Raw genomic sequence first — 13,890 nt, 5'->3', positions numbered from 1 at the left:
CTACTCCACGATCGTGATCATGCGGGCAGCCTGCGACGCGGAAATACCGCGCCAGGCGCCGGTAGCATCCAGCCGGTACGAGGCTAGGCGGTCGATCGCGAACGGGCCCGTCGCGAAGTCGGGCATCACCAGCGAGAAGCAGCCCACCGTCGTCGCGACGGCGTATCGGTCGTCGGTGCCGGAGTGGTAGGCCCGGCCCGGATGGCTGTGGATCTGTGCGATCAGCGAGAGCTTCTTGCGGTAGAGCCAGACGTTCAGCCGATGCAGCTCCTGGGCCTCGGTGATGACGCAGACACCGTCCTCGGTGCGGATGTGTTTCTGGGCCGGGATGACTGCCTCCTCCACGATGAACATATCGCCGGTCTGCCGGCCGGCCCACAGGCCTAGACCTTCGAAGCCGTCGCGTCCGACCTTGCGCATGTGGGCGTGGACGGCGTTGGCGCAGTTCCGCGGCACCCGGACCGAACGGACGTCGGAGAGCCGCGTCATTCCCGGAACGCCTGCGGATTCGCTCCCAGGGCGAGCGTGGTCGCCTGCACCTGGATTTGAAACATCGAGAGCGGCTCCACGCCGTAGGTCCAGATCTTGTCGAGGATGAAGGCCAAGGAGCCTTCGCCAGAAGCTCGGTGCAAAAGCCATGAATCACCGGTGTGGGCGGGGTTCTCGTGATATTCGCGGATGCCCGGCAGACAGATGAAGGGATGATCGTCGAGACCGTTGGCCTGCACGATGTTGGCGACCGGAACGGTTCCTTGCTGGAGCATTGCCGCGAACATTTCGGGCGGCATGCTCTGACGCCGCAGCATGGAGAAGTTGAGGTTGCGCGCGACCAACGGCTCGCGGGTGAAGGGGTCCACGAAGCGGACCGACAAGGGCCGCAGGTCGTAGTCGGTGAAGTCGATCACGACGGCCGCGACGATCGGGAAGGGGCGCAGTTTCGGAACCGCGAAGGCGACGCAGATGTCGGGAAAGTCGGCATCGAGAAGGAGCCAGCCCCGCTTGCGGTAGGCGGTCTCCATCTCCCGGTATGAAGCGATCTCGCGGTCGAACTTGGCGCGCGAGACCGCCGGATCAACGACCTGCGGCGCCACCAGCAGCTCCCGCCTTCAGGCTGAGGAAGAGTGTGACCTCCTTGCCGAAGTGATAGTGAGCGACGCGCTTGTCGGGGTCGAGAACCGTGCCGGCCTCGTTCTTGATTTCCCAATTCTCGGGCGGCTGGGCCAGGTTCTGGGTCTCGGTCAGGGCGCGCTGACGGACGTCGGAGAGCTGTTCCTGCTGGGTAGCCTCGATCGTGACCGGCTGGCCGTTGACCACCATCGTGATCTTCACAACCTCGCCGTGTTGATCGTGGTCGCCGCCATGGTCGTGACCATCGTCGTGCCCGTGGTCGCCGTTACCGAGTTCCCGCTCGAGTGCCTTCGCCTCACGTTCCAGCCGCTGGGCATCCTTATTTCCGTGATCGTGCATGGTCGACTCCGTTTCCGCGGGCGCTCCGGAATCGGCACCCGAACTAGGCCAAAAGCCTAGCGTGATTCCGGCTAAAGATTTACATAAGAAACTTTAAATTTCGTTAATGTTTGTATTGGACACAAATTTGTTTGTGCAATTGACGTGCCAATCGAATTGCGTTTCTATCACGCCATGACTGATTTGGAGATTTACAGGATCGTTGGCGCCGGCTTGGCGGCGAGGCGGAAGAAACTCCGGCTCAAGCAGTCGGAGGTCGCCGATCAGATCGGTCTCACCCGAGCTTCGCTGGCGAACATCGAGCGAGGACGCCAGAAGATCATGCTTCACCAGGTTTATCGGTTGGCCACGGCCTTAAAGGCGGAGTCGATTACCGACCTGGTCCCTGGCGCTTTTTCGTTCGAGCAGGCCAGTGGTCCGCTCATGATCGAGGGCAGCGACGTTAGTGAGGCGCAGCGGGCGCAGATCGAGCAATACGTAAGACGGACGGGCGGGGGCCGCAGATGAACGAACTGGAAGAGGCGAGAGAGCAGGCACGTGCTCTGGTCAACAAGCTCGGATTGCGGACGCCGCCAGTCCCGGTGGAGAAGCTCGCGAAGGGTTTGGGAGCGCGCGTGGAATACACGCCATTCGACGACGAATTGTCGGGAATGGCGTTCATCCGGGACGGCAAGCCGGTCATCGGGGTCAATTCCAACCATCACCCTAACCGACAGCGCTTCACGATCGCGCACGAATTGGCGCACGTGGTACTGCATCGATCGAAGCTCGAGGCAACGGTGCTGATCGATAAGGGCAGAAATTTCCTCCCGCGCGATTCCGTCTCCGCAGAAGGCTGCGATCCCCTCGAAATGCAGGCCAACGCGTTCGCTTCCGAACTTCTCATGCCTGAGCGGCTCGTCCGACAGGTGCTGACGGAATCGTCCCGCGACATCCAGGATGACGACTACCTGATTAGCATAGCAAATCGGTTCCGCGTCAGTCTCGCCGCTCTACAGTTCAGGCTCGGAAGGCTGTAGGCGACGTCCATCGTGGCTTTCATCCTGTACGATGTCGAAACGTCGGGGTTGAACAAGCGCTTCGACCAGATACTCCAGTTCGCCGCCGTCAGAACCGACGCTGATCTCAATGAGACCCATCGGTTCGAGACGAAGTCGCGTTTGATGCCCCACGTCATTCCGTCGCCGCAAGCGTTGCTCGTCACCGGTCATACGCTCGCCGACGCCGAGAGCCGTTCAAGGCAGTCGCACTACTCGATGGTGTGCGAGGTCGCCAATGCGCTCGCATCGTGGTGCCCCGCGACGTTCCTCGGATACAATTCCATTCGCTTCGACGAGGAATTCCTGCGGCAGGCGTTCTATCATTGCCTGCATCCAATCTTCCTGACCAATACGAACGGCAATGCCCGTGCGGATGTCCTCAACCTAATGAGGGCTGCAACGACGTTGTATCCTTCCGTGGTGAATGCCGGCCTTGACTCCGATGGGCGTCCTACTCATCGTCTCGGTGCGGTCGCTGCGGCGAACGGCATCGTGTCGCACAAAGTCCACGACGCTGCGGCCGATGTCGATGCCATGCTCGGGCTATGCAAACTGGTACGCGCCGGCGCGCCCGATCTCTGGTCGACGTTCCTGCGCTTCTCGTCGAAGGCGGCAGTCGTAGACTTCGTCAGGAACGAGGACGTATTCGCATATTTCGACTACTTCGGGCGCCCGCAGGTAATCCATTTCCTGACGAGGGTCGGCATTAGCCCGCGCGACGCCAATGCGCATTATTGCCTCGACCTCGCCAGCGACATCGACGCCTTGCGCAAGCTCGACGACGGCGAACTCGCCGCTCGCATGACAGTGGAACCTCGGCCCATCCGGCGGCTGAAGGTCAACGCCTCGCCACTACTATACCCGTTGTGGGACATCGATGCCGGCCGCTTTCACGATCTGACGGAAGACGAGTGTGCGCGACGAGCATCTTCGGTTCGTGCCGATCCCGAATTCATGGACGCGCTCACCCGTGCGGCCGCGTCCCTCGAGCCGACCTATGCACCCTCGGATCATGTCGAGGAGCAGATCTACGGCGGTGCCTTCTTTTCCGACGCCGATGCCGAGTTGTGCCGGCAATTCCACGGCCTCCCTTGGGAGGCGAGGTCGGACCTGGTCCATCGTCTTGAGGATGTGCGTCTGAAGCGCCTGGGGCGCCGGCTGATCTACTTCGAGAGCCCGCATCTGCTCGACGAGGCGCAGCGACGCGTGATTGAGGACGATATCGCCGCACGGCGACGCGGAGACGGGAAGTACGCCTCTCCGCCCTGGATGACCATTGCCGCTGCTCTGTCCGAGCTCGAGTCGATCGAAGCAGAGGTGACCGACGCGTTCAAGAAGCCGTTTTACGACCTTCGATAGACCGAGGCTCGCCGGAGGCCTGCTCCCGTGCCGGGGCGAGCGCCCGCTCCGTCCGCGGCGCGATCTGAAGGTCGCGCAGCCCGGTTACAGCGATTCTCTAAAGGTCCGAATCGGGCCGATTTAGCAAATCGCTAAAGTGTTCCACTGGAAAGCGAAAATTTACTGGTTGACTATGGGGCACCGGAATCTATTTTAAGGGCAGGTTTAGCCTACGAGGTCACCGCGTGTGGTCGCCCTTCCGCCCGAGCAGAAATGCTTGGGCGTTTGTGTTTTAGGGCCTGCGTTTGACGCTCTCGAAACAGTAGTACTTTGTTGCGAGCATCGGCCACTCTTCTGACTCCATTCCGCACTCGATCAGTTTCCCGTCTTCCATCAATCGCTGGAACGGTCGATTGCTCGCGTGATACCCGCCGATGGAGATCGGCCAAAGGAACAGATCGGCGAATTGCGCCATCGGAGATGACTTTTTCTTCGGCTTCAGTTCGTAAAGCGTTTCCCTGAACTGCTCAGCCGTCAGGGGCGCATATTTGTCCGACGTATCGACCGCGAACGGAGGCCCCTTCGTTCGCAAGTCGTCATAGTATCCTCTTATCAACGCGTCTTCCGGCTTGTTGCACCGTTCGGGCGACACGCGAAGGCGATACCCAATCGAGCGGGCGTATTTTGCCGCGCGCTCGACGGCGATGTTGAAGGCGCTCTTGCAGAGCATCCATCGTTGACCCGCATACTTCTCGGCGTATCGTGCGTTGTAGCCTGGGCGGTCTATCACGCACGCGAGGCCCGTGACGGGCGCGCCTCTCATCAGTTGATAGAGATCCTCGAAGAACTTGTCCTGGCTCGGTTTGCTCAACTCCATGAGCCACAAGAAATTGCCCGTGCGGCCACGAATTTCCACCGAATGAATTGCATCGGCAATATTCCACTTGTCGCAAAAAGCCTTGTGTAAGGCGCGCGCCGCTTCCTCATCTTCCTGTTTCACCAGCACGCCGCCCAGGGCAAACCAATCGTACCCGTGCGCAGCCCGCTTCCCGGGATCGTGGTCGGGATGCCTAGTGCCAGAGTCATCGAGATAGAAATTTACGACATTGGGCATGTGCGACTTGCAGATGAGTGAATGGGGAGCGTGGACAGCGGTATTACTCGTTTCTGTTTTCGCATCAAGCACGGCGGTGGTGTCGCCTCAATGCCCCGACACGCTGCATCGTCATGGCGCGGTTCGGGCACAAGCGTGTGAATACTCCCGGGTCGGAGAGCGCATCATCGCCAAGCTTGACCACGTGACCGGATAGACGCACGCGCATTCTACTACCGACGGCGCGCCGTCTCGCGTCGAAAGCCGAACGAGCGCCCTCGGTATTCATCGCTCAACGGAATAAGACCAAGGACGCTAGGCTTCGGCATCGGCTGCGTTGGCGGGTGGTGGTTCATATCATCAGACTTCGGGGCGCGTTTTGATTACCGGTGGGGACACGTTCACCGCCTCGCTTCATGACGACGCCTTCTCCGGTCGTCTTGTCGGCGTACACGAAGCGGATCCCGTAGTCCCTCTCGAGCTTGTCCCTGATCGCCGCGATGACGTCGATCCGCCGCGGATTCGTCGGAATCGTCTCCTCCGTCTTGAGCCGGATGATCGTACGTCGCATGACCCGACGAGCGTTGCGAGTTCTGCTTGGTCGAGGTTGAGAAGATCGCGCGGGGCCCGTATCCTCCGCGCTGTCGGTTCATGTGACGGGTCGGGCGGGCCGTAAGGCAAGCTGACACGACTTACGATGCCGCGGCGGCGGGTAAGGTGAACATCGTGACGATCGCAGCACCTTGCGGTGGTGAAAGCGATCGGTGGCGCGCTAGAAAACACGCATCGATCTGGCATCAGTTCTTTGGCACGCCTCGTCGTTGAGATCCAGAAGTTCGACCAAGCACCTCTACGGTTGCGCTCTCGCTCTTTCGGGCGTTCTTATCTTCCTGATCTCGCCCCTTGGACATTTCCTCTGTGCCCTTACAAATCGTACCCGCCCCGTCTGCGCATAGACAGTAAGCGCGTACGGTCATCGTATTGACCTTATCCATCCTTTCGATGAGCTGGTTGCCAATCGCTCGGCATGCTTCGGGGCTACGCGTTTCTATCTGACTCGTACTTTGGAGGGTCCAGTTCATTTTTGTTTCCAACTCAGCCTTGGGGATGCCTTTGGGATCCATCGGCGGCTGCCCAACGAAGTACAGAATCAAAAGGGTAGTCTGTAGTGAATCCGCGACGTCCATAGTGAGCCCCTTATTGACCAACCGCCCTGATATTCTGCAATTGTTGCCGAATTTGCTGGAGAGAGACCTGTTGGTCTTCTAAAATTGAAATCGCTGACGTTACCTGACGCGCCTGATTTCGTTTGAACCCGTCCCCTCCTGCTGGCAGGGTCACGAGATCATACTTTGCCACAACGGCCGGCTTTTTCGTAAAGACGATGCTCAATGTCTCATCGAGTTGGTAATATCCTCCAAGAGTGAGGAAGTCGGTCCCTGGCGGAAATGTGTAGGTGTAACTGGCGGCGCCATTGAATTTAACGACGACTTGGGCCGTGAACTTTGGATTGTCGATGGCTGAGCCAGCCAGCGCGGTGGCTTGGACAGAACGATAAAGCCATTCTTTGATCGCAAGATTCTTCGTCAGTGCATGATAGGAGATGGTTTCTCGCTCGCAGGGTAGCGCACTATCTAGAATGAGCTTTTCAGAATCGAAATTGAAATCAACGCTTCCTGTATGGTTTCCCCTCATATCCAGGGTGACGCCGTTTCCGGTCCCAAAGACCCAGTTCGAAAAGCGTGTGGTCGCGGTTGCTGGTACCTTCCGAGTTAAACCGGCTCCAGGAACGATATCCGCTTCCGACTTTGGATTCAGCGTGACCGCAATCTTCCAGTTTCGTGCATTGAACAATTCATGGGGCACCTCTCGGTCAAGTGTCCCGAGCGCATCCTGAAGTTCGCAGGCCGAATGAAGCATGATCTCCCGCATTGGAAGTGCCCAATCCGGTGCAATGTCGGGCATGATGGCGCATCCGCCAAGCCCGCATGTAAGCGTAAGCGCAATCCGCTGAACTATTGACACTTTCAGTCCCCCACCTTTAGTACCCAGCGCGACACCCCTCGAAGATTGCTTCCTAAGTGCGACCTCGAATTCGATGCGGCATCTAATTTCTACTGCAGGCCATCCGTCGCCATACGTTCCTGCCGCAACGTGACGTATCCGGCCCACCAACCTCGCCAGCGATCCATAGCGGGTCCGCTCTCCAGACGGTACGCAAAGACAGCAGAACGACCGCCGCTATCAATGTTGCACGAAATGTCATGGGCATTGTTCGCGCTCTCGGCCTTAGGCGTACAAGCGACGATTTTGTAGCTAGGCTCCGCCTGAAAGCGGGACTGATAGTTGCGAGAATGCGATGCAAACGTTACTGGATGATCGTCTTTGGTCTCCGACACCGTAAAGCTTCGATCAAGTTTCGGAGGTCCCAAAGGCGCTTTCGGAGATCCTCCATCATTGATCGTTATTTGAGTGCTCGCATCGACAACCAGATCCTCCGGAGACACGCGCCAGCACCGCTTGTCCTCCGGAATTTTATCTATCTGCTGAAACAATGGGCTCGCGATCAGCTCCGAAGCAGGGATGAAGAAGTTCACGCCGTTCACTTTGCGAGTCTCTCCTCCGAACGTCCACTCGACGATGCCGCCGGCAGCGATGCCCAATAGGAAGCCGTGATCTTCGAACACAGGCCCCCCGCTGTTGCCAGGGTTCATCACCGTGTCAGTCTGCCAGCGGATTTCCTTGGGAGGGGCGCCGTGGTTGCTGATCAGACCACCAGATAGGCTGAGATCCTGGTTGAGCGGAAAGCCAAGCACGAGCACCGTTGTACCCATCGGAGCTTGCGATGGCTTCACCAGAATGGGCATCGGACAACGGGTCCCACCAGCGTCCGAGACAGGCGCGGTCAGTTGCAGCAGCGCAAGATCTCGCTGGGAATCTCGTGCCAAGAGAGTGGCCGATTTCGGATTGTTCAAGCGCGACTTAAGACGAACGAAGATATCCAATCGCTTGTAATTGTTGGCGTCTGGTATGACATGATTGTTCGTAATGATCAGCGTTTCGCCAATCAAAAGACCGGACCCTGCTCCAACATCTTGAGTGTCGTTGTAGAGAGTCCCGATCGTCTCCACATGGGCGACGCGAGCATCGTATTTCCCGGCAACCTTGACCGCAGCCTCGTCAGCGTGAGGGCTAACGGGAAGGCCTAGCGCAATCAGAAGCGCTAACTCGGTGGCCCATAGAAGGTTTGAACCGCCTCGATATCGAGAGCGCTTAGCTTTCCGTCGCCATTCCATATTGGGTTACAATAATTCATGATTGATTGTGGATCGTACTTCGTAACATTGTAATCGCCCGTCGTTCCTTGAGCGTCTTTTCGACATTCGCTCGGGGCATCGGCACGATTTTGCTCATGCGCAAAGCCCAAGGCATGTCCAAATTCATGGGCCGCGACGGCGTATACACAGAACTCACGGGTCTTCTGACAACTTTTGCTCCAAGTCTCAAAAGTAAAATTGAGGACCATGCCGTCGGGGCGTTTGTCGAGAAATCGGCCCAACGCTTTAGTGTGAGGCCCTTCGTCCGAAATACGGATATGGATGCCGGGCGTGTCTTGCGCGCATTTTCCCCAACCTTCAAATTTTATTTTGGAGTACCGTTGCCACGTGTCCTCCACAGCAGATCTTACAATCGACCGGTAAGGTGCGTCGTCACTTTCTAGATTTTCCCAGCAAACCTGAATATTCAGTTGCTCCCACTTCGACGCTTTAAGAACATTGCCGAATGCCTCCTCCTTGCTCATGCCTGTCGGAAGAGCGACTTGAGCAAAAGTAGTGGACGGTCGGATCAGCACTGTTCCGCCCGTCACAAGGACGAGCAGTGCGAAGATAAAAACTCGACTCATCGAACAGATCCCACGGCTCAAATACATCGCCGCACCAGCTACAATAGATCAACTATAAGTTGGCATAGAACGCAAACGCCGGCAAGCGCGCTCTTACCGCTTGGCAACCGCTTCCTAGGCGTGCCCCTGTCGTCCGATGAACTCGGCGACGCGATGATCCGGCCGTCGCTATTCGAGCGCCAGCGTGCTGTCGACCATCATGATGGCGACGGGACCAGTTTCGTGGCGCAATTCTTTAGTTTCGTCATCGCCGTCGCGACCATTTTAGTCTGCGGGAAGCGACCGGCGCCGCATCACGTGAGTGCCAGAGTACCAAAGTCGCGAAGTCTCTGGGGGACCATCTGACCTTGCCCCGAAGTTTTATCCAGTCCTGAGTTCGCTCCGGCTGGTGGATTTGCCCGATTGGGCGGTGGTCAAGACGGGAGCTGGTGCGGAGCCATCGGCATAGCGCAGCGCCAGATCCCGTCGCGGGTTGCAGGTGAAGGCGAACTCCGATGGTGTTTTCCATCCGAGTTGCGAGTGAGGTCGCGTATCGTTGTAGTCGGCCCGCCAATGTCGAGTTCGACCCGGGCCTGGGCCAGCGAAGTGAAGAGCGTCTCGTTCAGCAATTCGTCTCGGAGACGGCCATTGAAGCTTTCGATGACGGCATTCTGCGTCGGCTTGCCGGGCGGGATGTAATGCCAGGCGACGCGGCTCTGGTCGGCCCATGTCAGGATGGCGTTGCTGGTCAGTTCGGTCCCGTTGTCGCTGACCACCATTTTGGGCTTGCCGCGCTCGATGATCAGCCGGTCCAGTTCCCGAGCCACCCGGGAGCCAGACAGCGAGGTGTCGGCCACCAACGCCAGGCACTCGCGCGTGCACTCGTCAACCACGGTCAGGATGCGGAAGCGGCGGCCATCGGTAAGCTGATCCGAGACGAAGTCGAGCGACCAGCGGTCATTCGGCACTATCGGCACCACCATCGGCGCCCTGGTCCCGAGCGCCCGCTTGCGGCCACCACGGCGACGGTCTCTTCCCGATAGAGCCGGAACAGCTTCTTGTGGTTGACCAGATAGCCCTCCCGCTTGAGCAGAACATGCAGGCGCCGATAGCCGAAGCGACGGCGCACCTCGGCGATCGCTCTTATGCGTTGGCGTAGAGCAGCGTCATCCGCCCGGGTTGTCCGATATCTGTTGACAGCCGATGGCTTTACACCCCCGTCGTTCGCTCATCCCGTAGGCGTCCACGAGATGGGCGACAGCTTTCCGCTTCCCCGCGGGCGTCACCACTTCTTTCCCAGGAGGTCCTTCAACGCCGCATTGTCCAGCATGGCGTCGGCCAAAAGCCGTTTCAGCTGCGTGTTCTCGTCCTCCAGCGTCCTCAGCCGCTTGGCCTCCGAGACCTCCATCCCGCCAAACTTGGCTTTCCATTTGTAGATGCTGGCATCACTGACGCCGTGCTTCCGGCACAGATCGGCAACCGACACGCCAGCCTCGTGCTCCTTCAAAATCCCGATGATCTGCTTCTGTATTCGGTCTGCTTCTGTCAATCCCTTAAAAGCGCGTGCCGCGGGTACCTTGCTTCTGTTCGTGGTCGGCAAAGCCGCCACACGATGGGATTCGGTTGAATGGTCGGTTCAAGCTCTTCGGCGTAGTCACCCGGCCTGGAGGGCGGAAGCCACGACAGATCATACGAACTCGACCATCCCCACGCCCCGCGACGGCCGTCTCTTGGGATGGCGATGGCGTCCTTACGCCGCCGCCGTCCATCGGAATTCGGTTCCATCAACCCACATTCGGTGAAGGACGACAGCCATCTTTCTGGCCAGCGCGACCTTCGCACGCTTGCTTCCTTGCCGGTGGGCAACACGCACCGCCCAAGCCTTCATCGGAGACCATCGGGTTGATGGCCTGAGAACGACGTTGGCAGCTTCGAACAGGGCCGTGCGCGTCTCTCCATCTCCGACTTTTGTGATCCGTCCTACCCGATCAACCTCGCCAGATTGGTACCGCCGGGGCGTCAACCCGAGATAGGCGCCCACGGATTGGGAATGCAGGAATCGCCTGGGATCGTCTACAGTGGAGCGGAAGGTCAACGCAGAGACCGGGCCGATCCCCGGCATCGTCATCAAGAGCCGACAAGCCGGGTCACTGCGCACGACCTTCAGAACCAGACGATGCAGTCGGGCGTACTCCCGCATCAGCGCATCGCGTCCGGCAAGCAGCGGATTCATGATCGCCTCCAGCATGGCGTCGTTGCCGACCAACTCACGAACTCGCGTCGCGAACAGAGTCCGCGAGACGATTCCGACTTTGAGACCGAGCGGACGCAGAAGTCCGCGGATGACTTGCTCCGCGGCAGCGATGGAGCGAATGATATGCTTGCGAGCGGCCGCCAGCGTCCGCGCCCTTTGGCTGCCGATGCTCTTGACGTGAACGGGCTTAAACCAACCCGTTCTCACCACCTGCGCGATCCCACGGGCGTCGTTCCGATCGGTCTTCACTGGCATGGCCGAAAGTGCCGCCTTGACCTGGCGGGCTTCCAAACTGACGGCCGGCAGCCCCAGTTCGATTAGATTTGCGGTCAGCCATTCTGACGTCGGTCCTGCCTCCAGGCCCACCCATTCAACTTGACCAGCCCCTGGTTCGAGATACTGCACAATCGATGGCGCGTCCGCGAACGTCGTTCCCTCCCGGATGAGCTTTCCGGTCTCGTCCACCGCACATACCGCAACGGAATTCAGCGAAACATCGAGGCCGACGTAGATCATGACTTTTCTCCTTCGGATGGAGTTGGTCCATGATCGTCAGTCAAAACGTGCCGCGCGGCAAATAGGTCAGGCGATCGGGACCGAATACCCCATCTCTTCCGTAAAGCGGCTGCGCTTCATGCTCTGGTCCTCATATGGGCCAGAGCGAACTTCAATCTGGATTAAGTCCAGGGGGCAAGGTCAGCGGGTATTCCCCGCTCCCTGGAGAAGGTGGCGACCGAGGAGGACATTCGCTGGCGGATTGCGCAAAGCGAATTCGGGCCAAACGTGTGTCGATGGATTTAGCAAGCCTTATACACACACGAGTGGCGCTCGCCCAGAACGGCTCGATGAGCGCCAGTCAATGTTGTCGCAAGCTTGCCGCCACATCTCCGTAGCGAGCGGTAAGTAGCGCTTCACCGGGCTTGCCGACAATGGATCTTATACTGACCTCGACCGTCGATCGCTGGCGACGCTTAGCGGGATCCGGTTCATACAAGGAGGATTGCAGGAACAGAAGCCGCTTATCGCCAGATAACATCTGATCGCGGACGTGCTGGTCGCGCAGGTAGACGGTGGTAACGCGTGTAAAGAGCGTCAGAGGCGCCCCGAAATCTGGACTGAAGTAAAACGCCACAGACCGCTTTGGGACGTTGAGTGTCACCAAGCTGGCGTCTTCGGCATCGCCCATGAGCACACTTGCGCAGCCGACAAGCGTCCTCAATGCTCCGGGGAGTTCCTCGGTCTGTCGAGCGTCCAGGTGGTAGCGCCCGTCACCCCAGCTATGGATCAGACCTGCCTCGATCGCCGAATTGCATGCCTCTTCTACGGTCCCGTCCGCTCCCAGCGAGAACAGAAACCGTCGGGCCTCAGATTGTGCAGCGCCAAAGCTTCCGAAGAAGTGTCGGACGTCCCGCCGTAGCGTAAGGGGCAATGTGTTGAAGGCGCGAGAGCCCGAAAACGCACCTAGCGCAAGATGAACGAGCAGATCATCTCTTCGCCGGCGCGCGCCGCTCTCAAGTTGGGCTTCGTCGAAGAAGGAGCGGCACAACACCATTGCCCGTGCAATTGAGACGTTTGAGCGAGCGAGATTGTCGGCGACCTCCGCAAGTTCATCCGTTTCCGGGGCTCGCCCAAGTTCGACTGCTTTCACCCAGAGCTGTTCGAGAACCGGCTTGAGACGTTCGGATAGCGGTTCGTGCGGCCGAACTGCTGGGCGCACCACTGTAGAGGTTGCGGTCAACAAATTGTTCGGGACCGGACGGCTGCGCCGTCGGAATAGAAACTCCTGTTCGGCGTCCGGATCGCGAAAAACGAGGACGATTCCGGGGGCGACCGCAACGGGCTCGGTGTCTATCGTGTGCCTCACGAAACTCCGCAGCTCGTGAGAGCTGAAGTATTTCTGGAACGTGCCGCGTGACGTTAGGTACCCATCGGCAAACGGCTTTAGCCCCTCAACAGAGTAGTGTCCCTCGACCATGACGGCGACGGCCATAACCCTTTGGCAGAGCGACCACGCATCCTGGAGAACCCGCACGCGCTCATCGACATTTTCGATGACATTGAGGACAAATCCCAAATTGACCAGGTCAGCGGGGCGCTTTGCTCCCTCGGGACGAAAATGCGGATCCCACCCAACAGCCGATATGCCGACCTCGCTCAACACCCGTATGTCGTCTCCCTGACCGCATCCGTAGTCGAACACGTTGGGGTATTGATCGATGAATCCGTGCCGCGCCAGCAACTGCATTGGTGAAGAAAGACGGTTTCGCGGTATGGCAGTCTTGTGGCGGTTCACTCGAACGGCGGGCCTAGGTTCCGGATCAACCGTCTGCTTCGGGACAATTTGATGATTACGGATAACAATTCCGGCACCCTCAAGACGCTGCTGCCAGGCCTTTCGGAGCCCGATTTTGTGGCTGTCGGCGAACATGTCAAGCGCGTCCAGCGCAGCAGTTAGAGCAGCGAATTTAGCTCTTCGCGGATCTTCCGTCGGAAGCAGGAGCTCCTTCCGATGCAAGATCGGGGGATTTGGTGATGCCGAGAAGTCCCGCACCTTACTGTCGCGGCTCTCAAGATCGACCAACAGGGAGCGCCTCAACGCCGGAAAATGCTCGTTGTCGAAATCGTCATATTCGAGCAGCGCTATCTTGCCAGGCTCGATCCGGACGACGTTCCAGGGGAGGTCACGAGCGATCGCAGTGGCCTTTGTCACAGCCCTTCGATCGGCCGCGGAGAGCTCAGAGAGGGCTTCTCGATGGACATAGAGCGCGTCCCGTACACGTTTCCCAACTCGCGATCCGCGCTCGACCATTGCCTT

General features: G+C 58.8%; 13 protein-coding genes and 1 pseudogene. 3 read left to right on the top strand and 11 right to left on the bottom strand.

The annotated features are described in order from the left end of the window. From Q2941_RS22110 to Q2941_RS22100, 3 genes are read right to left on the bottom strand one after another with little or no spacing between them, the layout of a single operon-like run. Entirely contained in the window at nt 1-489 is a 489-nt protein-coding gene (locus tag Q2941_RS22110; protein WP_458193716.1) for a Mov34/MPN/PAD-1 family protein, read from the bottom strand. Beyond that, entirely contained in the window at nt 486-1,091 is a 606-nt protein-coding gene (locus Q2941_RS22105) for a putative metal-binding protein (protein ID WP_458193715.1), read from the bottom strand. The genes Q2941_RS22110 and Q2941_RS22105 overlap by 4 nt, the downstream gene beginning before the upstream one ends. Beyond that, nucleotides 1,072-1,467, bottom strand: coding sequence for a DUF2604 domain-containing protein (locus Q2941_RS22100; protein ID WP_458193714.1), 396 nt, complete (start codon nt 1,465-1,467; stop codon nt 1,072-1,074). Before Q2941_RS22100 ends, Q2941_RS22105 begins: the two co-directional genes overlap by 20 nt. Before the next feature lie 144 nt (nt 1,468-1,611). On the opposite strand from Q2941_RS22100, the gene Q2941_RS22095 reads away from it, so the two are divergent. The 3 genes from Q2941_RS22095 to Q2941_RS22085 are packed head-to-tail and all read left to right on the top strand — an operon-like array spanning nt 1,612 to nt 3,866. Continuing rightward, nucleotides 1,612-1,974, top strand: coding sequence for a helix-turn-helix domain-containing protein (locus tag Q2941_RS22095; protein WP_458193713.1), 363 nt, complete (start codon nt 1,612-1,614; stop codon nt 1,972-1,974). Beyond that, a complete protein-coding gene (locus Q2941_RS22090) occupies nt 1,971-2,486 on the top strand; it encodes an ImmA/IrrE family metallo-endopeptidase (RefSeq protein ID WP_458193712.1) in 516 nt (171 codons plus the stop codon). The genes Q2941_RS22095 and Q2941_RS22090 overlap by 4 nt, the downstream gene beginning before the upstream one ends. A gap of 12 nt (nt 2,487-2,498) precedes the next feature. Next, nucleotides 2,499-3,866 (top strand): exonuclease domain-containing protein, encoded by a 1,368-nt coding sequence (locus Q2941_RS22085; RefSeq protein WP_458193711.1) that lies wholly within the window; start codon nt 2,499-2,501, stop codon nt 3,864-3,866. 271 nt (nt 3,867-4,137) lie between these two features. On the opposite strand, the gene Q2941_RS22080 is transcribed toward Q2941_RS22085, so the two are convergent. The 8 genes and pseudogenes from Q2941_RS22080 to Q2941_RS22045 all read right to left on the bottom strand — a co-directional run bounded on the left by Q2941_RS22080 (nt 4,138) and on the right by Q2941_RS22045 (nt 13,884). Next, nucleotides 4,138-4,959 (bottom strand): DUF3800 domain-containing protein, encoded by an 822-nt coding sequence (locus Q2941_RS22080; protein WP_458193710.1) that lies wholly within the window; start codon nt 4,957-4,959, stop codon nt 4,138-4,140. Between the two features lie 331 nt (nt 4,960-5,290). Next, nucleotides 5,291-5,509, bottom strand: a complete 219-nt coding sequence (locus tag Q2941_RS22075; protein WP_458193709.1) for a hypothetical protein — start codon at nt 5,507-5,509, stop codon at nt 5,291-5,293. Between the two features lie 626 nt (nt 5,510-6,135). Beyond that, complete coding sequence (locus tag Q2941_RS22070) at nt 6,136-6,903, bottom strand: hypothetical protein (RefSeq protein ID WP_458193708.1); 768 nt, start codon at nt 6,901-6,903, stop codon at nt 6,136-6,138. Between the two features lie 149 nt (nt 6,904-7,052). Beyond that, the gene (locus Q2941_RS22065; RefSeq protein WP_458193707.1) at nt 7,053-8,069 is read right to left on the bottom strand and encodes a S1 family peptidase; all 1,017 of its coding nucleotides are present in this window, start codon (nt 8,067-8,069) and stop codon (nt 7,053-7,055) included. Between the two features lie 92 nt (nt 8,070-8,161). Continuing rightward, the gene (locus Q2941_RS22060; protein ID WP_458193706.1) at nt 8,162-8,842 is read right to left on the bottom strand and encodes a matrixin family metalloprotease; all 681 of its coding nucleotides are present in this window, start codon (nt 8,840-8,842) and stop codon (nt 8,162-8,164) included. Nucleotides 8,843-9,202: 360 nt separating this feature from the next. Next, nucleotides 9,203-10,370: pseudogene (locus Q2941_RS22055) on the bottom strand (IS3 family transposase). Between the two features lie 201 nt (nt 10,371-10,571). Continuing rightward, a complete protein-coding gene (locus tag Q2941_RS22050; RefSeq protein ID WP_458193705.1) occupies nt 10,572-11,591 on the bottom strand; it encodes an IS110 family RNA-guided transposase in 1,020 nt (339 codons plus the stop codon). Between the two features lie 340 nt (nt 11,592-11,931). Beyond that, nucleotides 11,932-13,884: a DNA phosphorothioation-associated putative methyltransferase gene (locus Q2941_RS22045; RefSeq protein WP_458193704.1), complete on the bottom strand. Its 1,953-nt coding sequence runs from the start codon at nt 13,882-13,884 to the stop codon at nt 11,932-11,934. Nucleotides 13,885-13,890 lie beyond the last annotated feature (6 nt).

This window comes from Bradyrhizobium sp. UFLA05-153 (assembly GCF_054185185.1).
The sequence above is the reverse complement of the archived record's forward strand: the minus strand, read 5'-3'. Positions and strand labels throughout refer to the sequence as shown.

Bases quoted from the DNA above. Each gene is read 5' to 3' on its own strand.
- Q2941_RS22100 (WP_458193714.1), bottom strand. From the start codon at position 1,467: ATGCACGATCACGGAAATAAGGATGCCCAGCGGCTGGAACGTGAGGCG.
- Q2941_RS22110 (WP_458193716.1), bottom strand. From the start codon at position 489: ATGACGCGGCTCTCCGACGTCCGTTCGGTCCGGGTGCCGCGGAACTGC.
- Q2941_RS22090 (WP_458193712.1), top strand. From the start codon at position 1,971: ATGAACGAACTGGAAGAGGCGAGAGAGCAGGCACGTGCTCTGGTCAAC.
- Q2941_RS22080 (WP_458193710.1), bottom strand. From the start codon at position 4,959: ATGCCCAATGTCGTAAATTTCTATCTCGATGACTCTGGCACTAGGCAT.
- Q2941_RS22045 (WP_458193704.1), bottom strand. From the start codon at position 13,884: ATGGTCGAGCGCGGATCGCGAGTTGGGAAACGTGTACGGGACGCGCTC.
- Q2941_RS22075 (WP_458193709.1), bottom strand. From the start codon at position 5,509: ATGCGACGTACGATCATCCGGCTCAAGACGGAGGAGACGATTCCGACG.
- Q2941_RS22070 (WP_458193708.1), bottom strand. From the start codon at position 6,903: ATGCCCGACATTGCACCGGATTGGGCACTTCCAATGCGGGAGATCATG.
- Q2941_RS22050 (WP_458193705.1), bottom strand. From the start codon at position 11,591: ATGATCTACGTCGGCCTCGATGTTTCGCTGAATTCCGTTGCGGTATGT.
- Q2941_RS22060 (WP_458193706.1), bottom strand. From the start codon at position 8,842: ATGAGTCGAGTTTTTATCTTCGCACTGCTCGTCCTTGTGACGGGCGGA.